We start from the raw sequence: 22894 nt of genomic DNA, 5'->3' as shown, positions 1-22894 counted from the left end.
AATGCGAGGAGGAACTGCCATGGGAAAGATTGTACAGGCCGCGAAGATAACGCATGTGCCAAGCATCTGGATGTCCCACACGATGCCGAAATACAAAGGCATCCGCCAACCTGCCATCGATGGCTATGCGCGCCTTCGTCAGGATGCGATCGACCGCAAGGTCGATACGTTTGTCATTTTTGACACCCACTGGATCACCAATCAGGGGTTCCACCTGAACACGAAAGAGCACCACAAGGGCCGGTTCATTAGTCATGAACTGCCGCACATGCTGGCGGATATGGAGTTCGACTATCGCGGCGATCACGAGCTTGGGGAAACCATCCTTGATGTTCTGCGCGAACGTGGCGAACGGGCCCTTGGGCATTCGCACCCCGATATGGGTATGGAGTACGGCACCCTGCTTCCGATGCACTTCATCAACGAAGGCGTGAATGCGCGGGTTTTGCCCGTGGCAGTCAACCAATTCTCGTCCATCGCTGAAAATCGGGTCTGGGGTGAAGCCATCGCCGAAGGCATCCGACGCTCGGACCGGAACGTCTCGATCCTGGCTTCTGGGTCGTTGAGCCACGATTTCACCCCCAATGAACGATCGGTCGATGGACTGAATTCGGTAAACGGCGAATTCAATCGCCAGATGGATATGCGCGTGCTGGATCTTTGGGAACAAGGCCGCTTCGAAGAGTTCCTCGAACTTCTGCCCGACTACGCGAAGAAATGCGCGGGCGAGTGCGCCATGAACGATACCGCCTTGCTGTTCGGCGCCCTCGGTTGGGGCAGCTACAAGGGCAAGATCGACATCTACACCCCGTATTTCGGTAGCTCCGGGACCGGGCAGGCAAATGTCAGCTTCTCGGTCTAAAACCGGAAACACAGGGAAATTCGAATGACTGAACTGCGTCTTAACGATCCAAGCCTGCTTGCCGAAAGGGCGCGGGTGGGGTCCAGATGGGTTGATGCTTCAGACGGTGAGCGCGCGATTGACGTGATAGATCCGGCGACGGGTGAGGTGATCGGGCGTGTGCCCAATCTGGGTGCTGCCGAGACGGTCGAGGCGATTGCCGATGCGCAGCGCGCGCAGAAAGACTGGGCCAAACGTACCGCGAAAGAGCGCAGCCAAATCTTACGTCGCTGGTATGATCTGATGATGGAAAACCAGGATGATCTGGGTGCCATTCTGACCGCTGAACAGGGTAAGCCTTTGGCCGAGGCCAAGGGCGAGATCGCCTATGGCGCCAGCTTCATCGAGTGGTTCGCGGAAGAGGCCCGCCGGGCCTACGGCGATGTCACACCCGGCCATGCGCCGGACAAGCGGATCATTACTGTCAAGCAACCCATCGGCGTTGTGGCCGCGATAACGCCGTGGAACTTTCCCAACGCCATGATCACCCGGAAGGCTGGACCGGCCTTTGCGGCGGGTTGTTCGATGGTGTTGAAACCTGCTAGCCAGACGCCGTTCTCGGCCATCGCACTTGCCGTTCTCGCCGAACGAGCGGGACTGCCCGCTGGTTTGTTCTCGGTCATTACCGGTTCGGCGCGGGAGATAGGTGGCGAGATGACCTCAAGCCCGATCGTGCAAAAGCTGACCTTCACCGGTTCGACTGAGATCGGAGCGATGCTTTATGCGCAATGCGCGCCAACGATCAAGAAGCTAGGGTTGGAGTTGGGTGGCAATGCGCCGTTCATTGTATTCGACGATGCCGATCTGGATGCTGCCGTCGAAGGCGCCATGATCGCCAAGTTCAGAAACAACGGTCAGACCTGCGTATGCGCAAACCGCATTTACGTGCAGGCCGGGGTCTATGACGCCTTCGCTGAAAAGCTGGCTGCAAAAGTTGCGGCCCTGCCAACCGGGAATGGGTTTGATGAAGGTATCGTTTTCGGTCCTCTGATCGACCATGCCGCCGTGGACAAAGTCGCCGAACACATCGGTGACGCGACTTCAAAAGGGGCTAAGGTCGCACTTGGGGGTAAACCCCACACACTTGGCGGCACGTTTTTTGAGCCAACCATTCTGACCGACGTGACCTCGGATATGGCGGTGGCGACCGAAGAAACCTTTGGCCCCGTCGCTCCCTTGTTCAAATTCGAAACCGAAAGCGAGGTTGTCGCCGCTTCCAATGATACCGAATTCGGCTTGGCCTCGTATTTCTATTCCCGTGACATGGCGCGTGTCTGGCGCGTATCCGAGGCGTTGGAATACGGGATGGTCGGTGTGAACACCGGTCTGATCTCAACGGCAGAGGCTCCGTTCGGCGGTGTCAAAATGTCGGGTCTTGGACGCGAGGGATCTCGATATGGCCTCGATGATTTCATGGAGTTGAAGTACATCTGCATGGGCGGAATTTCCCCTTCTGAGGAGGCTTAGTGCATGAATTGGGACGAATTTTCTCATTGGGGGCAGCAGATCTCCAGTTGGGCTGCTGACTACCACAAGACTTTGGCGGATCGGCCTGTTCGGGCGCAGACAACGCCGGGGGAAATTGCCGCGCAGCTTGAGGTCTCACCCCCGGAATCTGGTGAGCCGATGGAGGCCATCATGGCCGATTTCGAACGTATCGTGATGCCCGGGATCACCCATTGGCAGCACCCTCGGTTCTTTGCGTATTTCCCGGCGAATGCTGCCCCGCCTTCAATGTTGGCGGAGATGCTGGTGACCACCATCGCCGCGCAATGCATGCTATGGCAAACCGCACCCGCGGCGACTGAGGTCGAAGGCGTTATGGTGGACTGGCTGCGACAAGCGCTAGGTCTGCCGGATGGTATGACCGGCGTCATTCAGGACAGCGCGTCTTCGGCGACTTTGTCTGCGGTTCTGACGATGCGCGAACGCGCCACTGGGTACACAGGCAATCGCCAGGGGCTGAACACCAAAGGGGCGCTGCGGATCTACTGCTCAGACCAGGTGCATTCCTCGATTGACCGTGCTTGTTGGGTTGCTGGAATCGGCCAGGATAACTTGGTCAAGCTGCCGACACAGGGACCGACCTACGCGATTGACGCCGTCGCGCTTGAGGCCGCTATCCGCGATGACATCGAAGCCGGTTATGTGCCAGCCGGGATCATTGCGATCACCGGCGGCACGGGCGTTGGGGCCTGTGATGATCTGGAAGTTGTGGCTGACATCGCGCAGAAATACGACCTTTATACCCATCTCGACGCGGCTTGGGCCGGATCGGCCATGATTTGCCCGGAGTTCCGCGAGGCCCTTTGGGACGGGGCTGATCGCTATGACAGCATTGTTTTCAACCCACATAAATGGCTGGGCGCTCAGTTCGATTGCGCCATCCAGTTTCTGCGTGACGCCACACCGCAGCTCAACACGCTTAAGATCGAACCCGAATACCTCAAGACAACCGGTGCAGAGGTGACGAATTATTCGGAATGGACTATCCCGTTGGGACGTCGGTTCCGTGCGCTGAAGATTTGGTTCTTGTTGCGCTCTTACGGGTTGGACGGTCTGCGTACACGAATCCGAAATCACGTGGTTTGGGCCAATCAAGTGGCCGAGAAGATTGGCGCGATGGAGGGGTTCGAGATCACGACTGGGCCGATACTCAGCCTGTTTTCCTTCCGCTGCCCGGGTGACGATGCGATGCAGCAGCGTCTGGTTGATGCGCTGAATGATGACGGCCGAATTTATCTGACCCAAGGCATGTTTGATGGTCGCAAGATCATTCGTTTTCAGGTCGGACAATTCGATACAACACGCGACGATGTACTGATGGCAGCAGACGTTATTCGTGAGGTTTGGGAGACACTTAAATGAAATTCGCAACCTTCTCTGCCGATGGGCAGACTTACTTTGGTGCGATCGCGGATGTCGGCGCAATTGCGTTGAATGATGCTTTCCCAGATCATGCGAGCCTTTATGAGGTAATCGCTGCTGGAGCGTTTGATCAACTGGCAGCAGCCGCCAATAGTAGGGACGTGACCCACACGGATTTCACCTACGAGATGGTGATGCCCGATGTCCGCCGCATCCTGTGCGTCGGCGTTAACTTCCCGGACCGCAACGCCGAATACAAAGACGGCAGCGCACAGCCAAAATACATGTCGCTGTTCCCACGTTTCGCAAGCGGCTTCACCGGCCACAACCGCCCTCTGATCCGTCCGCCGGAAAACCACACGCTGGACTACGAAGGCGAAGTGGCGATTATCATCGGCAAGACTGGGCGTCGGATTTCGCAGGAGGACGCCTACGACCACATCGCAGCCCTGACGCTGTGCAACGAAGGTACGATCCGGGATTGGGTGCGTCACGCCAAGTTCAACGTCACGCAAGGCAAGAACTGGGACAACACGGGTGCCATCGGCCCGTGGCTGGTGCCGTTCACCGACGCCGCGCAACTGGACGATGCGCGTATTCAGACCCACGTGAACGGCGAATTGCGTCAGGACGACACCCTGAACCGCATGATGTTCCCGATCCGGCGCGAAATCGAATACATCTCGACCTTTATGAGCCTGCAGCCGGGCGACATCATTGTTACCGGAACGCCGACCGGGGCAGGGGCTCGGTTTGATCCTCCGAAATATTTGGCCCCGGGTGATGTGGTTGAGGTCGCTGTCGAGGGCATCGGTACGCTGCGCAACACTGTAGAGGACGAAATGCGATGACGCCCGAAGATCATTCCCGCGCAGCTGCTGATCTGCTGATGGCTGAACGGAATGGAGATCAGATCGGCCTGCTAACCCTGCGCCACCCCGAGATGGGCATGGACGATGCCTACGAGGTGCAGAACGCCATCTATCGCCAGAAACTAGCCGAGGGGCGCAAGGTGATTGGCTGGAAGATCGGTTTGACCTCGAAAGCGATGCAATATGCGCTGAACATCGACATCCCTGACAGTGGCATCCTGTTTGATGACATGGCCTTTGAACACGGTGGAACGGTTCCGGAAGGTCGTTTCATCCAGCCGCGCATCGAAGCCGAGATCGCCTTTGTGATGAAGTCTGCCGTTGGAGGCGAAAACGTCACGCGCGAGGATATCATCGCTGCTACGGACTATGTAGCGCCTTCCATTGAAATCCTCGACACGCGTATTCAACGTGTGGATCCCGAGTCCGGCAAATCTCGCACAGTATTTGACACGATCAGCGACAATGCCGCCAATGCAGGTATCGTGCTGGGCGCGGACCGGCACACCGTGGATGCTTTTGATCTCCGCTGGGTCGGTGCGCTGACCTTCCGCAATGGTGAAATCGAGGAAACCGGCCTAGGCGCGGGCGTTCTGAACGATCCGGTCGAAAGCGTTGTCTGGCTGGCCCGCCGCATGGCGCAATACGGACAATACATCGAACCCGGTCAAATCATCCTGTCCGGCAGCTTTATCCGCCCGGTCGAGTGCCCGTCAGGTACTGAAATCCATGCCGATTTCGGGCCATTTGGCTCGGTCGATATCAATTTCGCCTGAAAGGAAAGCCGCATATGCCAGCGCCAAAGAATACGTTCAAAGCCGCTCTCAAGGCGGGGCAGCCGCAGATCGGCTGCTGGATCGGGATGGCCAACGCCTATACCGCTGAGATCGCAGCAACCGCGCAGTTCGACTGGCTGCTGGTTGACGGTGAACACGCGCCGAATGATCTACGCTCGATCCTCGAACAGGTGCAGGTGATCGAAGGATCAGGTAGCACCCCGGTCGCGCGCCTGCCGATAGGCGAAACCTGGATGATCAAGCAGTATCTGGACGCGGGCGTGCAGAACCTTCTGGTGCCCATGGTCGAAAGCGGGGATCACGCGCGTGAGCTGGTTCGGGCAGTACAATACCCACCGCATGGCGTGCGGGGCGTTGGATCGGCACTGGCGCGGGCCTCGCGGTTTTCAGCCATCCCGGACTACCTGAAAACGGCGGACGAACAGATTTGCCTGCTGGTGCAGGTGGAAAACAAAAAGGGTCTGGTGGCGCTGGACGATATTCTAACAACCGATGTGGATGGGGTGTTCATCGGCCCATCCGATCTGGCCGCCGATATGGGGCATATCGGAAATGCCGGTCACCCCGATGTGGTTGCGGCCGTTTTGGACGCGCTGGCCCGCATCGTGGCGGCGGGTAAGGCGGCGGGTATCCTGACCCTTGATCCGGCAATGCAACGCAAATGCCTGGATCTAGGGGCCACATTCATGGCCACCAATATTGACGTGACTCTATTTGCAACTGCAATGCGTAACGCCGCCGAAATCGGGCTGGGCCTGCTGCCGGATCAGACCGCCTCAGGCGTTGCGGAAACCGCTGCGGCCAGCAAATATCTGCAGCAACTGTGTAAACACTGGTCGCACAAGGCCGAGGTGTTTTTTGACGAAAAGAAGGGAAGCGTGGCCTTTGCGGATGGCGACAGCGTGACCCTTGAAGCGAATGACGACAGGCTGACGATTAACGCTGCGACCGGGCCGCGCGGGGACTTGGAGCAGTGGAAAGGCGTGATCGAAGCCCACCTGGTGCGTTTTGCCTTTCGGGAAGAGCTCCGTATCCAATGGTCTGAGTAAGAGCGCCAAAAAAATGCCAGAACCTATCTATGCCATTGGTGACATCCACGGTCAGTTGCACATGCTAGAAGACGCGCTGGCCCGCATCGAAAAGGACGGCGGGCATGATGCGCAAGTCGTCTTTATCGGTGACTATACGGATCGCGGCGCCCACAGCCGGGAGGTTCTGGACCTTTTGGTGAAAGGACAGTCCGAAGGCAGAAACTGGACATTCCTGCGCGGCAACCACGATCAGATGTGCGCAATGTTCCTTGAGGACTACCCGCGAAACGACGCGCGTCTACTGGTCGGGTATCATTGGCTGCATCCTCGGATAGGCGGCGTTGAGACGCTAAACTCCTATGGCGTTAAGGTCAGCGAAGGGGATCGAATATATCAGGTCCATGCTCAGGCCAAAGCCGCCGTGCCGCAGGCCCATATCGATTTTCTGGCAGGTCTGTTGCCCTACTACCTGCGCAACAACGTGCTGTTCGTCCATGCAGGCATACAGCCCGGCATCCCCTTGCATCGTCAGGACCCCGACGACCTGATCTGGATCCGAGACGAGTTTCTGGACTGTCCGGACCCTCACCCGTGGCTGGTTGTTCACGGCCACACCCACGTCGCCAACCCTGAACACCATGGAAACCGTGTGAACATCGATACCGGGGCGGGATATGGCAAACCTCTGACGGTTGCGGTTTTCGAAGGATCGAAGTGTTGGCTGTTGCACGACGAGGGGCGCAAGCCCCTGACTTACATTGGCTCCCTATAAGTTTCGGTAAACCAGAAGGTCTTGTCACAAGAACTTTGCTTGAGCGGAGCAGGGCGGTTGCATAGCATTTAGGAATGACTAAACCTGCCTCCTTCAAGTACTTCTAAACCAGCCCCGAGATCATCCGCTTGGCGGTGATGCTGTACATCAGGTTTCCACTCTCGCTTCGCAATGTCGAAGATCTACTTCATGAGCGAGGCATTGATGTGAGCCACTAAACTGTCCGAGAAAGGCGGAACAGGTTCGGTCCGATGTTTGCGTGAGAGATCCGAAGAAAACGGGTTCAGCAACTCCGAGCTTTTTCAAAATGGAGGTGGCACGTGGACGAGGTTTTCGTGAAGGTGAATTGCAAACGCCTCTATCTCTGGCGTGCCGTCGATCACGAAGGTGAAGTGCTGGAAGCCGTTGTCACCAAACGCCGGAACAAAGCTGCAGCACTGAAATTCCTCAAAAAATTGATAAAGCCACACGAAAAAGCGGAAAACGTTGTCACGGATCGCTTCGCATCGTACCGTGCCGCTCTCCTAGATCTTGGTGCTTCCGAAAAACAGCAGACGGGTAGGTGGTTTAATAACCGCGTTGAGAATTTGCACCTGCGGTTTCGCCAGCGCGAACGCGCCATTCAGCGTATCAGGCGCGTGTGAAGTCCGCAGAAATTCGCCGCCATCCACTCTTCCGTCTACAACCACTTCAGCTAAGAAAGATCGCTCGCCAGCAGAGATACCTTCAGGCTGACGCGTTCCGCCGCTCCCGCCGAGTGGCGCGAACTTGGTGCGGCATAAAGGGTAGTTATACTGGTCTAGCTGAGATTGGTTCGAATTTGTCTGACAGCACCGCTACTCACGCCCGCTTCACATCAGTTGTCTTCACTGATCTGGAATTGCGATGCGATTCCAGCGAGTTGGCGATTGCGTTGTCAATCAGAGACGGGGCAAACCGCAATCTCTGAGCGTCATGCGTCGAAGTTCCAGATGTCGCGCTGAACCTTCCAGCCGTCGTTGCCTTTTCGAAAGTAAAGAACGTACTTCCCAGCAAGTTCTTGCCCGCCCATTGAACCTGTGAGAGTCCCCATCGTAACTGCAAAATCGCCACTGACATGAGCTGCTGTCGGATTGGCCAAAACGTTCTCCAAGCCCCCGTCAATTGCCGCCTGCCAATACTCTCGAATGGCAGCATGGCCAGACATTGTAGGAGCACCAGGTGGCATTAGGGCTCCATCCTCGGCGTAAGCCGCTGTCGCCATACCCGCGTCTTTAGCATTTATTCCTTCAATGATGGAAGCGTCGAGCGCCTTTACACTTTCAACATCCGACATTTTCTCCTCCTAAGTTTACCCGGTGGTGTTGTCAGACTATCACAATAGCCTGTCTCGATGTTCACCTTCGTATGTGCGTGAAAAATACTTAAGTTTGGGAAAGCCAATTGTCGCTGCTTGGGCCGTCTTGACGCTTTAGGTAAGGAGTTTGATGGATGGTAGCTGAACCCGAAAAGCAGACATTCATCGCAGATACAGCGAAGGTCCACTTTGAGCCAAAGCGGAACTTCTATTCCGCTTCCAACGATGAAACCTGTTGTACCTAATAACGCAACAGCACGAGACGATGTATCCATATACCCTAAGACTGCGGAGTGGTCATGCCAGGATGCTTACCGATACGGAGTTACGTTAATCTTTGTAGCTGGGTTCAAATCATCGTTCGGGTCCGTAAAGACGCCTTCTGGAAAGGACACTGAGATAGGCCGATCTGTCGTGTCCATGCACAGCATATGATTGTTGTCCCCGTCACCCAGGTTGGCGAGCGTGAGCGGCTTCACTTCACGACGGGTCCCATCGGGTGCCTCGACGGTGATAGTATAAAGATCGCGTTCTGTCTCACCTGGTTCGCTGCCATCCTTAAGCGTCACACCCCCTTCCCACGTCACTCGGACCGCCTGAACGACACCGTCCGTCGGGCAGAGGCTGCCCCTGACGCGACGCGGGCCCAAAGTGCCGACTAATGTCCAGTCCTCCACAACTTCGGCCAAAACAATCGATGGTCCGTCTTCTAAGGGTATCACCGACGCACTCACTCCCTGAAAATCAAGCATGCCGTCGATCGAATGCAAATGTCCGACAACGTCAACTCTAACCGGTGGGTCGGTTTCGGCGGGTCCCAATTGCCCTATCAAAAGAACCGTGCGCAACTCACCAGGGTCTGTGGCTGGCAGCACGGACGCGCAGTGCATCTTCCCCGACGCGCCTGACCGAGTTGTAACTTTGAAATCTCCGGCCTGCATAGTCGCGATATCTATCTCAGTAGAAAAGATCACTGGCATTCCGGTGTTGCCCGCAGACCCCCTGCAAATCACATTGGAGACGCGTGGAAGTGCATTAAGCCCGTGGAAGGCCGAGAGGAGATTGGCGGATTGGCTGTTCATTTCTCTAGGCAGGCCAGCATCTGGCGTCGTGTCAATGAGGTCGCGATTGGATATGTTGTCAGTCCAAGACCCCGGTCCATACTTTATGAACCAAACAACTCCGGCGCTGATTGCCACCGTCACACCTAGCAAGCCGGCGATGATGGTCCGCTTCGAAATGCCCTTGATCACACAAGTTACCTTTGCAAGCTGTGGGTCGCGGATTCAATTCTTACAGTAAGCTTCCTGTCCAATGAAGAAGAGTCTGGTAAGAAACCGCAAGAGTAGCGAAGCAAGCTCAATGGGTAGTGAGAATATACTCGTCTAGGCTTTAGTTGGGCAGAACCATCGCCAATAGTGTCGACCGTATATACACAACTGAACGGCCTGAAATTGGCAGCTTCGTCCGCGCTATTTATTTTCAATACAACCCCGGCGCAGGGCAGGTTCGTTCCACTGAACGGAGTTGCCAAGTGGATCAATTATCCTGCCAAGTTGGCGAACTACTGGAACACCGAGACTCCGGGCGTGAATTTGCCTTTTCGGATCATGTTGACCAGTTTAATCCCACTAAAAGCGAATGCCGCAATGGTGAATAACTGGAGACCCAACGTCGGTTTTCTATTTCCAGAGAGAAGAGCAAACAGCCAAACCGAGGGATCAAACATCTTTACCTCCATTTTTAGGTCACGCATCCGCACGTATCAAATCGCTAGCTTTTTCACCGATCATGATGGCTGGCGCATTGGTGTTACCGCTGACGATTTCCGGCATGATAGAGCAGTCTGCCACACGCAGGTTTGCTATACCGTGTACCCTTAGTTTTGCGTCTACGACCGATGCTTCGGTGCTTCCCATCGCGCAAGTACCGGTAGGATGATAGATGGATGCGGTGTTTGATCTGACCCAGTCCAGCGTGCCTTCATAGTCGTCGCAACTCAGCTGAGCCGTTGGCCGAAATTCCTCTGAAATCTTTGAGGCCAAAGGATTATGCTTGGCTATTCTGCGGGCGATGTTCACTCCGTCAACAATGGTTCGGCAATCCGTTTCAGTGGACAGATAGTTCGGTATAATCTTGACATATTTAGAGGGATCCGGGCCGTTCAAGCGTAGCTCCCCCCGGCTTTCAGGGCGCAGTTGGCAGACCGACATGGTGAAGGCTGAGAACGGATGAACGCCCTCGCCAGGGCTGTCGGCGGACCAGGGCTGAACGTGAAACTGGATATCGGGGGTTTCTACATCCTCGCGGGTTTTCATGAACCCGGTGGCAAGGCTGGCGGCCATGGTCATAGGGCCTGCACGGAACAGCGCGTATTTTAGGGCGATACGCGCCTGATTGAACAGGCTGCGGACTTCATCATTCAGTGTCGGTTCATTGCATTTGAACACTAATCGAGCCTGCAAGTGGTCCTGCAGTCCTTTGCCAACACCAGGCAAGGCGTGCAGGGGTTCGATACCGTTTTCCTTCAGGTGGTCTGGGTCTCCGATCCCTGAAAGCATCAGGATTTGCGGCGAGTTTATCGCTCCGCCGGACAGAATGATTTCGCGCCGGACGGTCAGAGTTTTCTCTGTTCCAGAGCGATCCCGGTACACCAGACCGGTTGCTTTCTTTCCCTCCAGAACCACGCGCGTTACGAGCGCATTTGTAATGATGTTTAGGTTTTGTCGATCCCGAATGGGTTTCAGATAGGCAACGGCTGCACTGCACCGGCGGCCATTGCGGGTGGTTAGTTGGAAATACCCCACCCCCTCTTGTTCCGCGCCGTTGTAATCGGGGTTGAACGGATAGCCCGCCGCCTGCGCTGCGGCCACCCACGCGTCACAGATCGGGCGTTGAATACGCATGTTGGATACGGACAAGGGCCCACCAACGCCGTGGAATTCATCTTCACCTCGCTCCTGGTCTTCGCAGCGCTTGAAAAGGGGCAGGACATCGTCCCAGCCCCAGCCCTCATTGCCCATTTGCCGCCAGCGATCATAGTCCTCTTTCTGCCCACGAACGTAGAGCAAACCGTTCAATGAGGATGACCCGCCCAGTACCTTGCCGCGTGGCCAGTCGATGGATCGACCATTCAGACCAGGATCAGGTTCGGTGCGATAACACCAATCGACCGATGGGTTGTGCATGGTTTTGAAGTAGCCAACGGGGATGTGAATCCATGGGTTTGTATCGCGGCCACCTGCCTCAAGTAGCGCAACGGTCGTGTTAGGATTAGCGCTCAGCCGGTTGGCAATGACGCAGCCCGAAGACCCGGCGCCCACAACCGCATAATCCACTTCCATGACTGCCTCCTCCTCACGCCGTCGAAAAAACTCTATGCAAGATGTAAGAAATATACTAGCCTTTTTTGATACAAAACGTCTCAATAATTGCGATCAGGGAGGTAAGCAATGGAGATCGGTAAGAAACTAAGTGGTATTTCGCGGCGGGATTTCTTCCGTGTGGCTGGCCGTTACGGTATGAGTTCGACTCTGCTGGCAGCCGGCGGGTTTGGTGGAGCGATGAGCTTAGCCAACCTGGCGCAAGCGGCTGAATCCACGTATGAAAAGCGGTTCTCAAAAGAGCCCAAGCACACGCTGAAGTTTGGCGCTTCAGGCTTCAACACTCGCAACCTTCTGATCGAACGCGCCGGGGCTATCGAGTTCGCGCGTGATCTGGAAGAACGCACAGATGGTGAGATTCGGATCGAGTTCATCGGCGACAATCAGATCTGCGGACAACTTAGCTGTGTTGAAAAAACGCAGCAGGGAATCGTCGATATCTACGCTGCTTCAACCCAGAACTCGGCTGGTGGCGCGCCTTATCTGAACGTGCTGGACTACGCCTATATGTTCCCAAGCCGTGCGGCGCAGTACCATTTCTTCTACAGCCCCGCGAGCCAGCGCATTCTCCGCGACCCCCTGGAGAAACGGCATGGGCTGAAGTTCCTGTTTACCCATTGCGAACTGCGCGGCCTGCAAATGGGCTCGACCTTTGCGGACAAGCCCACAGTAACCAAACTGGAAGAGCTGTTCGGCACCAAGAACCGCGTGACCGGCACGCAGTTGGGCCGGATTGCAATGCAGTTGCTGAACCTGAACCCGGTTCCGGTGGCCTGGGAAGAGACGTTGGACGCTCTGAAAACAGGTCTGATTGACGGGGCCGAAACTTGGGCCTCTGCTGTGGCTTACGCCAATATGGCGCCGGTGGTATCGCAGTCGGTGAACCTGAAGTTCTTCTGCGGCACCGAGCACACCTCGATGTCGGCCAAGGTCTTCGATAGCCTCGGAGGCGAGTTGCAGGACGCAGTGATGGAGTCTTCCTACTTCACTCAGGCGTTGATCCAAGGTGCGAATGAGGCTGCTTTGTTGAACACAGTTGGCTTCTCGGAGCCGCAGCTTCCCAACACGATCTTTGCCGAAAACGGTGTCCGCCCGGCCTTCCTGCCGGACGATCAGATCAAACTGGCCGAAGAGATGTGCGCTCCGAACTACAACCCTGAGCCTTGGGCGCAGTGGCGTGAACGCCTGAATAAATGGGCTGGCGGCATCGATACGTATCAGGAAATCTACGACATCGCGCGTGAAATTCCGGCCGATACCCTGCCGGAAAACGTCGAACCGCGCCGTTGGTGGATGGGCCAAGCCTGATAAGCTGATGTGAACCGGCCCTCAAACGGGCCGGTTCCAAAAGACACACCGACTGGGAGGACGGGGTACATGTCGTTATGGGCAGACATAGGCGCGATCTTCAGCGCCTTTCTCAGCCAGGATTCGTTCGAGATTCAATCCGCTCTGGAATCTGACGCTGCTTGGGTTCTGGGTGCAGTGGCCTCTGCAATTGGCGGACTTCTGGTCATGCTGGTCTATCGAAAGGTGCCCTTCATAGAACGCCATCTGGAACGATCAGTGATGGTTTATTCGTATCTTGCCATTGCACTGATCATCTTCTGGGGCGTGATCGACCGCTTTGTGTTTAACGATCAAGAGCCTTGGTCAACGACCATTCCACCCCTGCTTTTTATGGTTATGGCGTGGTTCGGGGCGTCTTACAACGTACGCCTTCGCACGCATCTGAGTTTCAGTGAATTCCGCACCGCGATGCCGAGGGCAGGGCAACTTACTTGCCTGATACTTGATGCGGTTCTGTGGTTTATCTTTGCGGTGATTGTCATTGTCACCACAACCCGACTGGTGGCCCTGTCTGCGTCAAATTTCCAGATCGTACTGGGTACCGACAACGTCATGCAGTGGTGGTTCCTTCTGGCTGCGCCGCTGTCTTTCTTCTTGATGGTCGGGCGCGTGTTTCAAAACCTCGCGGATGATCTGCACAATTGGAAAACAGGCGAGCCTCTCATCAAGCAGGCCGTGATCGGAGCAGACTAATGACAGATGGAACCATGGTCACATTGATCTCGCTTGGGGTCACCTTTCTATTCATGCTGGGCGTACCGGTTCTGCTGGTCATCGGCTACTGGGTCATCGGTTGTTCCTTTGTCCTCGGCTTGACGCTCGACAATATGGGCGCCGAGCTTTTGAACGTCTTCAACAAGGGTTTTGCCCTGCTGGCGATGCCGCTGTTCATCTTGACCGGAGACCTGATCAACAAATCCGGCATCGCGAGGAGGCTCAGCGACTTCGCCTATGCATGTCTGGGTTGGATACGCGGCGGGCTGGCGATGGCCTCTCTGGGGGCGTGCGGATTGTTCGCCGCTATTTCGGGCTCGAACTCGGCCACGACCGCCACCATTGGTTCTATGCTGCACCCAGAGATGGTCAAGGGCGGTTATGATGAGCGGTTCAGTGCGGCCACTGCGGCGGCGGGGGGCACGGTGGGGATCATCATTCCGCCGTCGATTATTTTCATCGTCTATGGGTTCCTGATGAACCTGCCGATCTCGGAGCTGTTCGTCGCGGGCATCCTGCCCGGTGCGTTGATGGTCTTTGGTATGCAGTTTGCCTGCTGGATCATCTGCCGAATGAACGGCTGGGGCCACTTGATCCCGCTGCAACTGAACCGGGTGCTGAAAACCGCGTTCGGCGCATGGCTGGGTTTCTTCGCCATCGGGCTGGTTCTGTGGGGCATCTACACAGGTAAGTTCTCACCCACCGAAGCGGCGGGTGTGACCGTTGGTTTCTGTGTGATCGCCGGGTTGGTCAGCTATCCGATCAACCGGATCATGGGCGCACGGAACGATATTCCGCCGACCGAAAAAAGCTACGCCGAGATGTTCGTGGTCGAAGGCTTTACGATCCCCGAGATCCCCTCAATTGTGATCCGGTCAGCCCAGATCACAGGTATCCTTGCCCCGCTTATCGCAATTTCAGTGGTGATGCAGCAAATCCTGTCGCTGCTGGGGGCGCAAGAAACCATTGGGAACTTTGTAACCTCAATGGGCGGCTACCACGCGGTTCTATTTACCTCGATGGTGATCGTCTTCTTTTCCGGTATGGTGCTGGAAAGCTTGCCGGTGACGATCATCCTTGCGCCAATCCTCGCGCCGATCGCGGCCTCGGTTGGGATAGATCCGATCCATTTCTCGGTGATCTTCCTGGTGGGCGCGTCTATCGGCTTTATCACTCCGCCCTACGGTTTGAACCTCTATGTGGCATCAGGCGTGACGGGTGTACCCTACTTCCGTCTCTTGCGATACACGGTGCCTTATCTGGTGGCTTTGCTGTCCGTATGGATATTGGTGTCGCTTGTGCCCGATCTGGCCTTGATCCTGCTGCCAAATAACTAGAATGTTGCGGGATGGCCGAGACGGAAACACAAGACAAAGAAACTCAGATCCCGACCAACCTGCGCCTTCTTCTCATCCTTGAGGAGGTGGCGCGGCGCGGGGTCGCCGTCAAACCATCGGACCTAATCGAGACATTGGGACTGGCCAAGCCCACAATCCACCGTCTGCTGCAAACCGCTGAGGCCGAAGGTTTCCTACAACGAGATCTGGATGGCCGCTCATTTGGTCCTGGGCACCGGCTGAGGTCGCTTTCGGTCAATACAATGTCTTCCGAACACCTGCGCACGGCGCGTTTGGCAATCTTGCGCAGCGTCGCCGAAAACGTGGGTGAGACTTGTAACATAGCCATCCCAGACCGGGAAGGGATGATCTACCTCGACCGGGTTGAAACGAAATGGCCGCTACGCATTCAATTGCCAATCGGTACTCAGGTGCCCTTCCATTGCACTGCTAGCGGCAAAATGTACCTGTCTACCCTGCGTCAGAAGACGTTGGATGGGTTTCTCTCTGCAGGCAATTTACAACCGCGGACCGAACAATCCCTAACGAACCCCAAAGCACTACGCGAAGAAATCCGCGGAATCGCTGAGAACGGTTACTCGACAGATGATGAGGAATTCATGGCTGGAATGACGGCCATCGCTGTGCCTATTCGTGATGGTCAAGGCAGATTAGTAGGCACACTTTCGGTACATGCCCCAACCCAACGCCACGACGTCAACAGCCTGCTGTCCTTTCTGAACATCCTGCAAAAAGGAGCAGGCGAGCTTTCGGAAATGCTAGCTAACTGATTTCTACTCGCGGCTACGGTCAAAGATTTGGTCAAATCAGACAAAATATATTCTTTTCTAGCCGACTCAGGAAATCAGCTACCCGAGCATTATCATCCGCCGCGTCACGGTCATTCGGATCGCACAAAGGGCAGGGCTATCGCTGGCATAAACTACGAGCGTGTTTGACGCTCTCCTGAAAGATCGTGCGATCTCGGGAAGCATTGGTTACATCGAAAGCGGATGTCTCGGCGTTGCTGAATGCCCGCTAACGAATGAAGATAACAAGCTTTCAGAGCTCGGGTCAGGCCTCCATTTATTTGGCACGGCCGACAGGAATAGTTGGTCTAGAAACTCGAAATCGGTCGTTGAAGCACAAAGTGGGAAGGTCGCAAAGTCGGCACGGTGGACATCTGTTTCCGGTAACGAACGACCCATCTAGCCCAAAGTTCCGTTTTCTAGTGCGCAATTTAGAAAGCATTGGGCAAGAAATAATCCTGGTGTCGTAGTTGGCTGAAAGCTCGACAAATGCAGCTTCCAAGCGCCCAAGTTTGCCTATTCTAGAGCACACACTAAGGACATGGAGTTCAGCCAGCTCTTCGACGGATCGGTAATTCTCGCCGTCGCCTTCGGAAAGTTTAAGAAGCGTTTTTTGCTTCGGCTTGTGGAAAGCCCAAATTGCGGCAATTCTTGAGAAAGCGAAGCCTTCCAACATCGTATGGGCAATAAATTCGCCGAATATTCGGTGCCCGTTCTGGTTTGAGCACGATCCCTTCGCGTTCATTGTAGTGGATCGTTTCAAAGTCGACACCGCCTTGCCGGGATGCTTCCCCAATCGCTAAAGTGCGAGTTTTCCCGTCTTGATCCTGTAGCTACTAAAGAAGCTATGCGAGACAATGTCACTTCGACAACGTCAAAGAAGCCGTCATTGCGTTTGCATTCCGTACTGGTCCAAAGTGATGCTCAGTAAGAGTTGAATGGAGGCCTCGATGAGCGAAGAAACGATAGGATTTGTTGGTGTTGGCTTGATGGGTCAGGGTATGGCCGCAAATCTGCTAAAAGCAGGCTTCACAGTTAGTGTGGTTGCTCATCGAAATCGTGGCCCTGTCGATGACTTGGTCGCTCAGGGTGCGACGGAGGCGGAAAGCCTCGCGGAGCTTGCGGCAGTTTCCTCAGTTATCCATATTTGTGCACCCGGTTCACCTCAGGTCGAGGCAATTGTCGCGGCCATGATGCCAACCATGCAAGCCGGTAGCGTCATTGTGGATTGTTCCACGTCAGACCCGAATTCCACTACGGCACTCGCAAATAAGTTAGCGCAGGCCGGTCACCATATGGCGGACGCGCCGTTGGGCGGGACACCTGTGCAGGCACAGAACGGAGAGCTGGCGACCATGGTCGGCGCTGACCCAGTTGTTTTTGAGCGGTTGGAGCCTGTTATTGCAGCTTGGGCAAAGACCATCGTTCACATAGGCCCATGTGCTGCAGGGCACAAAATGAAGCTTCTGAATAACTTTCTTTCACTGGGATACGCGGCGCTCTATTCAGAAGCGTTGGCATTGTCCGAAAAAGTCGGAATTTCCACCAAGGAATTCGACTCGGTCATTCGTGGCAGCAGGATGGATTGCGGGTTTTATCAAACCTTTATGGGCTACGCGGTTGAAGGCAATCGAGAGTCCCACAAATTCACTCTGTCCAATGCTCTAAAAGATTTGCGTTACCTCGAAGCCATGGCAGATGAAGTGGGGCTGTCCAATCCAATCGGAAACGCCGCAAAGAACAGTTTTGCTATGGCGCTCGCCGCTGGAGGTGATGGGCCGAACGACTATGTTCCTCACCTTGTCGATTTCGTAGCTGCGAGAAACGGCGTATCCAAGGCGTAATTCTGGTCGCGTTGTACGCGCAATTAAGAGCGAAATCTTTAAGATGCAGGAACTTGGATTTCAGGTAGTCCCCGCAATCATGCTGAGGATTAAAACCGAGAAGTTTCTTTGCCTTGGCGTTTTGAATGGAAGGTTTGATCCAGCTTAATTTTCTTATTAAATTCAATTATTTAATAAATCGGCACGACCAACTCTGATGTTGTTAAACTCACAGAGTGGTTGTCGTTTGATACGTTGAAAACCTGATAATCCAAGCCATCGACCGTCTGGCAGCTGTCAACCATTTGGCCAAGATAGCGCGCGTCAATACATGCAAAAATAATCCTGCGGCGTAGAGAGGCATCATGTATACAGGCTGACAAGTTCAGTTAGCGTTCATGCGGCTCAATCTCGTTGTTGATCCGCAAGCCACGGATGTCGAACCCGCTTCTTCGTTGGAAACTTTTTGCCGTAGCCCAATTCTCCACTTGGACACAGAATAGCTGTCCTCAAGCACCGTCGGGTGTTTCTCGACGTTTGGAATAGAGGGCAGCATTGCCAGCCTCGCTAAGACTGGTTCGAATTGATCGACAGCACCTTAACTCAGAAGCTGAAACACAGGTACCTTTCCGGTCAGTCCTTTAAATTCTTGATCCCGTAAAAATCGTGTTTTCTTGGATGTTCCTAACGCTTCGACAACCGACGCATCGACTAGTGTTTCGGCAGCTCGCGCGTGTTCACATAGGCGAGCTGCAAGATTTGGCACTTCTCCAATGGCCGCATAGTCAATCCGGCCTTCAAATCCGATACAGCCAATAGTGGTTTCACCCTTGGCGATACCGATCCCGAGACCCAAGCTCGATCCCTCCTTTTGAAAGGGTCCAAGCGCGTTTGCGACCGCAACATGCAGCTCGCTCGCAAAGGTGACAGCCTGGCCTGTAGGATCGCGTGCCCGCAGCGGGGCATTAAACAAAACAACGATGCCGTCGCCCAAGAAACGTTCAAGTGTGCCCTGATGCCGTTCAATCAGTGGTCCAGCGCAATTGTGAAATACGTTGAGGGCTTCCAGTACTACTTGAGGATCAGAGGCTTCCGTAAAGGCCGAGAATCCTCTTAGATCCGCAAACAAAACGACGATGTCCGCTCTTCGGTTCTTAAGAATAGCGCTGTCATTACCAACCGAAATAATTTCTTCTGCCACTTGCCTTGGTAGAAAGCGGCGCAAACGATTGAACCGCTCAATCTGACCAATCTGTTGATTTACTCGTTTCTCGAGTTCCTTGTTCCAGCCCTGCACTTCGTCATGCAAAGCTTTTGTTCGGAGCATGGAACGTACACGAGCAATGAGTGCAATTGTGTCAACTGGTTTGGTGAGATAGTCATTTGCACCAGCCTCAAGCCCTTGCACCATATCTTCAGTGTTCGAACGAGCTGTTATCAGAACCACCGGAATAAAGGGGAGTATTGGATCCATTCTCAATCTTCGACAGACTTCGAAACCGTCCAGCTTAGGCATCATTACGTCTAGCAAGATCAAGTCGGGCGACAAATCAGTAGCTTTTTCTATAGCGTCTTCGCCATCTATGGCCTCGGCAGTACTGTAACCATGCGCGCTAAGTCGCATGGTCAGCAGGTTGCGATTGTCCCGCTGGTCATCGACAATCAAAATGAGTGGTGGGTCTTTCATTTTTTCATTCAGACCTGTCCAACAAAGGTAATGACTTTGGCCAACAGAGCACGCGGACTGTAGGGCTTGGTAACGTAATCGTCGCATCCGGCTTCCCGTGCTTTTGTTTCGTCGCCAGACAAAGCAAAGGATGTTACCGCGATGATTGGAATGTTCGCGCCTTTTGGATGCTGCTTTATCTGGCGGGTGGCATCGTAGCCGTCCAATTCTGGCATCTGGATATCCATCAAGATTAGATCGGGCTTTTCAGCAATCGCTCGGTCTACTCCTTGCGCTCCGTTTTCGGCCTCCAGCACTTCGAAGCCGTGACTGCCTAGAAGGTCTCGGAGTATGCGTCTGTTGTCAGCCTGGTCTTCTATGACAAGTATTCTTTTCGACATGCTCAGCTCCTCGTGGCCTGGACGGGGAGTACAACAGTGAAAGTCGAACCGTTGCCAAGGCTGCTGGCGACTTCAATTCGCCCACCGTGCATTTCTACGATCTTTTGAGAGATAGACAGACCGAGGCCAGTACCCCCGGCGGCACGCGTAGACGAGGCGTCAGCCTGTTTGAATTCCAGGAAAACCTCATCAATTTGCTCTGCGGAGATTCCAACTCCTGTATCAGTTACGGTTATTACAAACCGTTGATCACGACGCGCCAAGTTTATTTCGACGTAGCCCTTGTCGGTGAACTTTACCGCATTTCCGACGATGTTAAGTAAGACCTGTCTAATTCGACCCGCGTCGCCATGCCCAGTGGGGAGTCCGCCTTCTACTTTGGTGCGGATTTCCAGTCCCTTGCTCGCTGCTATAGGCTCAATCGTGGAAACAACGTCTGTGAGGATCTCAGACATCGAATATGTGTCCAGTGCCAGTTCGAGTGCTCCGGCTTCAATCTTTGAAAGATCCAGAACATCATTGATCAATGACAGTAGTATTTTACCATTCACTTGAACCCGATGCAGCGGATCGTCGATTTTTTGGGGCACCGGACCATAAATTCCATCCCGGATCATTTCGGTGTATCCGAGGATCGAATTCATCGGAGTTCGCAATTCATGGCTCATATTGGCGAGAAATTGCGACTTGTGCAGGTTTGCAGTCTCAAGCTCATCGTACAACGTACCCAAACGCTCTGTCATACGATTGGCGCTGCGGGCGAGATCTCCAAGCTCGTCGGTGCTCTTGATATTAGCTCGGGCGGTAAAGTCGCCTTGAGCAACTTTTCTTAGCGTGACCCGGATTTGCTCAATCGTGCGGATCAAAGATTTGCTGAGCAGGAAGCCAAGCAAAATCGCAATAACGACTGCAATCCCAGCTGAAGCAAGCACCATTCGCCACGATTGATCAAACGCGTTTTGGTTAATCAAAGCTTTCGAGCGCATACCATCGCGCAAAAGCAGGTATCGTTTCTCAATCAGATTGTCCAAAGACTTAATTATTGGGACCAGCTGCAACTCGAATATTGATTTGGCAACTACAATCTGCCCAGCTTCATATCGCTCAACGATATCAAGTCCTATTCGTTTTATTTCTCGAGTCTTTCGCGACACATCCGCGATTTCATCGTTGGAAAAAAGGCTAAGATCCGGTTGATCCCTTGTCTCAATGAGATGACCAAGCGACTGAATAACATGCAGCTTAGCTTCAAAGAACCCTGCACTGTCGCCAAGCATGGTGTTGCCTCCAGTCTCAGCAAAAATTGCCGTTCCATTCAACCAGATTTCTTGCAGACTGCTTTCAAACACCTTTAGATTTGATAGCCGTACCTGATCTTGAAGCAACTCAGCAGTTCGAAGGTTCGCTTTGCGCAACTCGGATAGCCCGGTGAACGCCAGTATTAGCATTAACCCGACAATACCAAGTAGCGCGACCAGCAACTTGGTTCTTATCTTGATGTGAAACCCGCTGGGCGAATTGGTAGAGGTTATTTTTGCGCTATCTGCGGCTTTCACGAAATCAGAAGTTTCGGCAGTCATGCAATCGCTCCCGACAGTATTGATCGGATATGCAATTGACTAATTATGCATCAGAAATGCCGGATCACAAAATCATTGAAGAAGCTCAGGGAAGTTGAATAATTATGCTTATGAGTAATGGCGCCTTGTGAATTGGACCGTCCAGCTCGTTGCCGGCTTTTGCTTTTACCATTATGAAATCCTGCGATTGGCAGATACACCGCTCAAAGCTGCGGTGTTTCGATATCAGGTAGGCACTTTGAGAGTGAGGGCGATGGCACTCAATATGCGTCTGACAGTTCCTTTGGTGCAATTCGGCCTCGGTGACGGTTTGGATGGCACTGCTGGCTTTGATCCTGTTCGGGCTGATGCGCTGTGTAAACTTTGGCAGCGCCTACAATTTCTCGTCTTTCCTGAATTACAACGCGATGTTCGTTGCGATCGCGCTGCGCATACGTTTCGTGATCATGACTGGCGGGAGTGATCTGTCGGTCGGATCCGTTGCGGCCTCTACGTCGGTTGTTGCTAAGTATCTCAGCCCAAACGCAGTTCAGGTTGCGCTGCCGGAGGCTGGCCGGAGTCTTTTTGGCCTTGGGTTTTGGAGCCGGACAACCCCTTGAGGGCATCGGATGGGAATTGTCGGCCATCGCGTCCGTCGTGGTGGGCGGCACCTTGTTAACGGGTGGGATGGGTTCGATCCTTGCGACGGTGGCCGGAGCGCTGTTGCTGGGGCTGGTCTTCAACGTTCCAAACTTTGAAAACGGTCAGGGCACCATCAGTTTCAGTGCCTATTGGCAGATGGTCATACGTGGAGGCTTTCTATTTGCGGTCATCCTTTTACAGTCTCGGGTTATTGCCAGGCAGCAGAAGGTCTTGGGTTCGTGAATCGCATAGAAAGTGTTTCAGCGCGGCTGTTCAACGTTCCGCTCGCAGAGGTCCTCGTCGATGCCAAACATGGGGATCACACGTTTTTTCAACTGATCACAGTTACTATTCAAACCTCGGATGGGGTCGAGGGGGTCGGATATACTTATACGGGGGGCAAGGGTGGTCATGCCATCCTGGCGATGATCCAGCATGATCTGGCACCGTTCCTTGTAGGACAAGACGCTGAACAGATCGAAAGCCTGTACGACGCCATGCAGTGGCATGTGCACTACGTCGCGCGGGGCGGGATCGCCTCGTTTGCCATTTCGGCCGTGGATATTGCCCTTTGGGATATTCGCGGCAAAACACGAAATGCACCATTGTGGCAGATGGCCGGCGGAGCGTCGA

General features: G+C 54.3%; 21 protein-coding genes and 2 pseudogenes. 16 read left to right on the top strand and 7 right to left on the bottom strand.

Annotated features, from left to right (window positions below; all coding sequences use genetic code 11):
* Nucleotides 1-19: 19 nt before the first annotated feature.
* The 8 genes and pseudogenes from hpaD to ACR0IP_RS22135 all read left to right on the top strand — a co-directional run bounded on the left by hpaD (nt 20) and on the right by ACR0IP_RS22135 (nt 8023).
* Nucleotides 20-862: a 3,4-dihydroxyphenylacetate 2,3-dioxygenase gene (gene hpaD / locus ACR0IP_RS22170; protein ID WP_170380896.1), complete on the top strand. Its 843-nt coding sequence runs from the start codon at nt 20-22 to the stop codon at nt 860-862.
* 24 nt (nt 863-886) lie between these two features.
* Nucleotides 887-2368, top strand: coding sequence for an NAD-dependent succinate-semialdehyde dehydrogenase (locus tag ACR0IP_RS22165; RefSeq protein WP_480528013.1), 1482 nt, complete (start codon nt 887-889; stop codon nt 2366-2368).
* Nucleotides 2369-2371: 3 nt separating this feature from the next.
* Complete coding sequence (locus ACR0IP_RS22160; protein ID WP_480528011.1) at nt 2372-3769, top strand: pyridoxal phosphate-dependent decarboxylase family protein; 1398 nt, start codon at nt 2372-2374, stop codon at nt 3767-3769.
* On the top strand, nt 3766-4620 hold the full coding sequence (locus ACR0IP_RS22155; RefSeq protein ID WP_480528009.1) for a fumarylacetoacetate hydrolase family protein: 855 nt from the start codon (nt 3766-3768) through the stop codon (nt 4618-4620). Before ACR0IP_RS22160 ends, ACR0IP_RS22155 begins: the two co-directional genes overlap by 4 nt.
* Nucleotides 4617-5417, top strand: coding sequence for a 2-oxo-hept-4-ene-1,7-dioate hydratase (gene hpaH, locus ACR0IP_RS22150; RefSeq protein WP_480528007.1), 801 nt, complete (start codon nt 4617-4619; stop codon nt 5415-5417). Before ACR0IP_RS22155 ends, hpaH begins: the two co-directional genes overlap by 4 nt.
* Before the next feature lie 14 nt (nt 5418-5431).
* On the top strand, nt 5432-6487 hold the full coding sequence (locus tag ACR0IP_RS22145; protein ID WP_480528005.1) for an aldolase/citrate lyase family protein: 1056 nt from the start codon (nt 5432-5434) through the stop codon (nt 6485-6487).
* Between the two features lie 13 nt (nt 6488-6500).
* Entirely contained in the window at nt 6501-7241 is a 741-nt protein-coding gene (locus ACR0IP_RS22140; RefSeq protein ID WP_170380886.1) for a metallophosphoesterase family protein, read from the top strand.
* A gap of 119 nt (nt 7242-7360) precedes the next feature.
* Nucleotides 7361-8023: pseudogene (locus tag ACR0IP_RS22135) on the top strand (IS6 family transposase).
* Between the two features lie 170 nt (nt 8024-8193).
* On the opposite strand, the gene ACR0IP_RS22130 reads toward ACR0IP_RS22135, so the two are convergent.
* The 3 genes from ACR0IP_RS22130 to ACR0IP_RS22120 all read right to left on the bottom strand — a co-directional run bounded on the left by ACR0IP_RS22130 (nt 8194) and on the right by ACR0IP_RS22120 (nt 11921).
* Complete coding sequence (locus ACR0IP_RS22130; RefSeq protein ID WP_170718326.1) at nt 8194-8556, bottom strand: nuclear transport factor 2 family protein; 363 nt, start codon at nt 8554-8556, stop codon at nt 8194-8196.
* A 332-nt stretch (nt 8557-8888) separates the two neighbouring features.
* Nucleotides 8889-9830 carry a hypothetical protein gene (locus tag ACR0IP_RS22125; protein WP_480528003.1) on the bottom strand — a complete coding sequence of 314 codons (942 nt, stop codon included), beginning with the start codon at nt 9828-9830 and terminating at the stop codon, nt 8889-8891.
* A 495-nt stretch (nt 9831-10325) separates the two neighbouring features.
* Nucleotides 10326-11921 carry a GMC family oxidoreductase gene (locus ACR0IP_RS22120; RefSeq protein ID WP_480528001.1) on the bottom strand — a complete coding sequence of 532 codons (1596 nt, stop codon included), beginning with the start codon at nt 11919-11921 and terminating at the stop codon, nt 10326-10328.
* A gap of 108 nt (nt 11922-12029) precedes the next feature.
* Between ACR0IP_RS22120 and ACR0IP_RS22115 the strand changes: the two genes are divergently transcribed.
* The 4 genes from ACR0IP_RS22115 (at nt 12030) to ACR0IP_RS22100 (ending at nt 16152) form a co-directional block, all read left to right on the top strand.
* Nucleotides 12030-13268 (top strand): TRAP transporter substrate-binding protein, encoded by a 1239-nt coding sequence (locus tag ACR0IP_RS22115; RefSeq protein WP_170380876.1) that lies wholly within the window; start codon nt 12030-12032, stop codon nt 13266-13268.
* 69 nt (nt 13269-13337) lie between these two features.
* Complete coding sequence (locus ACR0IP_RS22110; protein WP_170380874.1) at nt 13338-14003, top strand: TRAP transporter small permease subunit; 666 nt, start codon at nt 13338-13340, stop codon at nt 14001-14003.
* Nucleotides 14003-15361 (top strand): TRAP transporter large permease, encoded by a 1359-nt coding sequence (locus ACR0IP_RS22105; protein ID WP_170380872.1) that lies wholly within the window; start codon nt 14003-14005, stop codon nt 15359-15361. Before ACR0IP_RS22110 ends, ACR0IP_RS22105 begins: the two co-directional genes overlap by 1 nt.
* 11 nt (nt 15362-15372) lie before the next feature.
* Complete coding sequence (locus ACR0IP_RS22100; RefSeq protein ID WP_170380870.1) at nt 15373-16152, top strand: IclR family transcriptional regulator; 780 nt, start codon at nt 15373-15375, stop codon at nt 16150-16152.
* Between the two features lie 617 nt (nt 16153-16769).
* Here the strand turns inward: ACR0IP_RS22100 and ACR0IP_RS22095 are convergent.
* On the bottom strand, nt 16770-16925 hold the full coding sequence (locus ACR0IP_RS22095) for a MerR family transcriptional regulator (RefSeq protein WP_480528037.1): 156 nt from the start codon (nt 16923-16925) through the stop codon (nt 16770-16772).
* Between the two features lie 195 nt (nt 16926-17120).
* On the opposite strand from ACR0IP_RS22095, the gene ACR0IP_RS22090 reads away from it, so the two are divergent.
* Nucleotides 17121-18014, top strand: a complete 894-nt coding sequence (locus ACR0IP_RS22090; RefSeq protein WP_480527998.1) for an NAD(P)-dependent oxidoreductase — start codon at nt 17121-17123, stop codon at nt 18012-18014.
* A gap of 577 nt (nt 18015-18591) precedes the next feature.
* Here ACR0IP_RS22090 and ACR0IP_RS22085 read toward each other — a convergent pair.
* The 3 genes from ACR0IP_RS22085 to ACR0IP_RS22075 are packed head-to-tail and all read right to left on the bottom strand — an operon-like array spanning nt 18592 to nt 21640.
* Nucleotides 18592-19680, bottom strand: coding sequence for a response regulator (locus ACR0IP_RS22085; RefSeq protein ID WP_480527996.1), 1089 nt, complete (start codon nt 19678-19680; stop codon nt 18592-18594).
* 8 nt (nt 19681-19688) lie between these two features.
* Nucleotides 19689-20060, bottom strand: coding sequence for a response regulator (locus ACR0IP_RS22080; protein ID WP_170689710.1), 372 nt, complete (start codon nt 20058-20060; stop codon nt 19689-19691).
* A 2-nt stretch (nt 20061-20062) separates the two neighbouring features.
* A complete protein-coding gene (locus ACR0IP_RS22075) occupies nt 20063-21640 on the bottom strand; it encodes a sensor histidine kinase (RefSeq protein ID WP_480527994.1) in 1578 nt (525 codons plus the stop codon).
* A gap of 314 nt (nt 21641-21954) precedes the next feature.
* Here ACR0IP_RS22075 and ACR0IP_RS22070 point away from each other — a divergent pair, with 314 nt between their 5' ends.
* From ACR0IP_RS22070 to ACR0IP_RS22060, 3 genes and pseudogenes are all read left to right on the top strand, one after another.
* A complete protein-coding gene (locus tag ACR0IP_RS22070) occupies nt 21955-22239 on the top strand; it encodes a hypothetical protein (RefSeq protein ID WP_480527993.1) in 285 nt (94 codons plus the stop codon).
* Nucleotides 22205-22504 (top strand): ABC transporter permease subunit, encoded by a 300-nt coding sequence (locus tag ACR0IP_RS22065; RefSeq protein WP_480527991.1) that lies wholly within the window; start codon nt 22205-22207, stop codon nt 22502-22504. Before ACR0IP_RS22070 ends, ACR0IP_RS22065 begins: the two co-directional genes overlap by 35 nt.
* Nucleotides 22501-22894: pseudogene (locus ACR0IP_RS22060) on the top strand (uroporphyrinogen decarboxylase); the annotation flags it as partial. The gene ACR0IP_RS22065 and the pseudogene ACR0IP_RS22060, both read left to right, overlap by 4 nt.

This window comes from Ruegeria sp. AL11, from assembly GCF_056540865.1.
Note: the sequence above shows the minus strand (reverse complement) of the source record. Positions and strands in the feature narration are given on the sequence as shown.

Excerpts from the sequence above, each read along its gene's own strand:
- hpaD (WP_170380896.1), top strand. The coding sequence starts at position 20 with ATGGGAAAGATTGTACAGGCCGCGAAGATAACGCATGTGCCAAGCATC.
- hpaH (WP_480528007.1), top strand. The coding sequence starts at position 4,617 with ATGACGCCCGAAGATCATTCCCGCGCAGCTGCTGATCTGCTGATGGCT.
- ACR0IP_RS22090 (WP_480527998.1), top strand. The coding sequence starts at position 17,121 with ATGAGCGAAGAAACGATAGGATTTGTTGGTGTTGGCTTGATGGGTCAG.
- ACR0IP_RS22105 (WP_170380872.1), top strand. The coding sequence starts at position 14,003 with ATGACAGATGGAACCATGGTCACATTGATCTCGCTTGGGGTCACCTTT.
- ACR0IP_RS22075 (WP_480527994.1), bottom strand. The coding sequence starts at position 21,640 with ATGACTGCCGAAACTTCTGATTTCGTGAAAGCCGCAGATAGCGCAAAA.
- ACR0IP_RS22165 (WP_480528013.1), top strand. The coding sequence starts at position 887 with ATGACTGAACTGCGTCTTAACGATCCAAGCCTGCTTGCCGAAAGGGCG.
- ACR0IP_RS22080 (WP_170689710.1), bottom strand. The coding sequence starts at position 20,060 with ATGTCGAAAAGAATACTTGTCATAGAAGACCAGGCTGACAACAGACGC.
- ACR0IP_RS22110 (WP_170380874.1), top strand. The coding sequence starts at position 13,338 with ATGTCGTTATGGGCAGACATAGGCGCGATCTTCAGCGCCTTTCTCAGC.
- ACR0IP_RS22120 (WP_480528001.1), bottom strand. The coding sequence starts at position 11,921 with ATGGAAGTGGATTATGCGGTTGTGGGCGCCGGGTCTTCGGGCTGCGTC.
- ACR0IP_RS22155 (WP_480528009.1), top strand. The coding sequence starts at position 3,766 with ATGAAATTCGCAACCTTCTCTGCCGATGGGCAGACTTACTTTGGTGCG.
- ACR0IP_RS22145 (WP_480528005.1), top strand. The coding sequence starts at position 5,432 with ATGCCAGCGCCAAAGAATACGTTCAAAGCCGCTCTCAAGGCGGGGCAG.
- ACR0IP_RS22130 (WP_170718326.1), bottom strand. The coding sequence starts at position 8,556 with ATGTCGGATGTTGAAAGTGTAAAGGCGCTCGACGCTTCCATCATTGAA.
- ACR0IP_RS22140 (WP_170380886.1), top strand. The coding sequence starts at position 6,501 with ATGCCAGAACCTATCTATGCCATTGGTGACATCCACGGTCAGTTGCAC.
- ACR0IP_RS22070 (WP_480527993.1), top strand. The coding sequence starts at position 21,955 with ATGGCACTGCTGGCTTTGATCCTGTTCGGGCTGATGCGCTGTGTAAAC.
- ACR0IP_RS22100 (WP_170380870.1), top strand. The coding sequence starts at position 15,373 with ATGGCCGAGACGGAAACACAAGACAAAGAAACTCAGATCCCGACCAAC.
- ACR0IP_RS22085 (WP_480527996.1), bottom strand. The coding sequence starts at position 19,680 with ATGAAAGACCCACCACTCATTTTGATTGTCGATGACCAGCGGGACAAT.
- ACR0IP_RS22115 (WP_170380876.1), top strand. The coding sequence starts at position 12,030 with ATGGAGATCGGTAAGAAACTAAGTGGTATTTCGCGGCGGGATTTCTTC.
- ACR0IP_RS22160 (WP_480528011.1), top strand. The coding sequence starts at position 2,372 with ATGAATTGGGACGAATTTTCTCATTGGGGGCAGCAGATCTCCAGTTGG.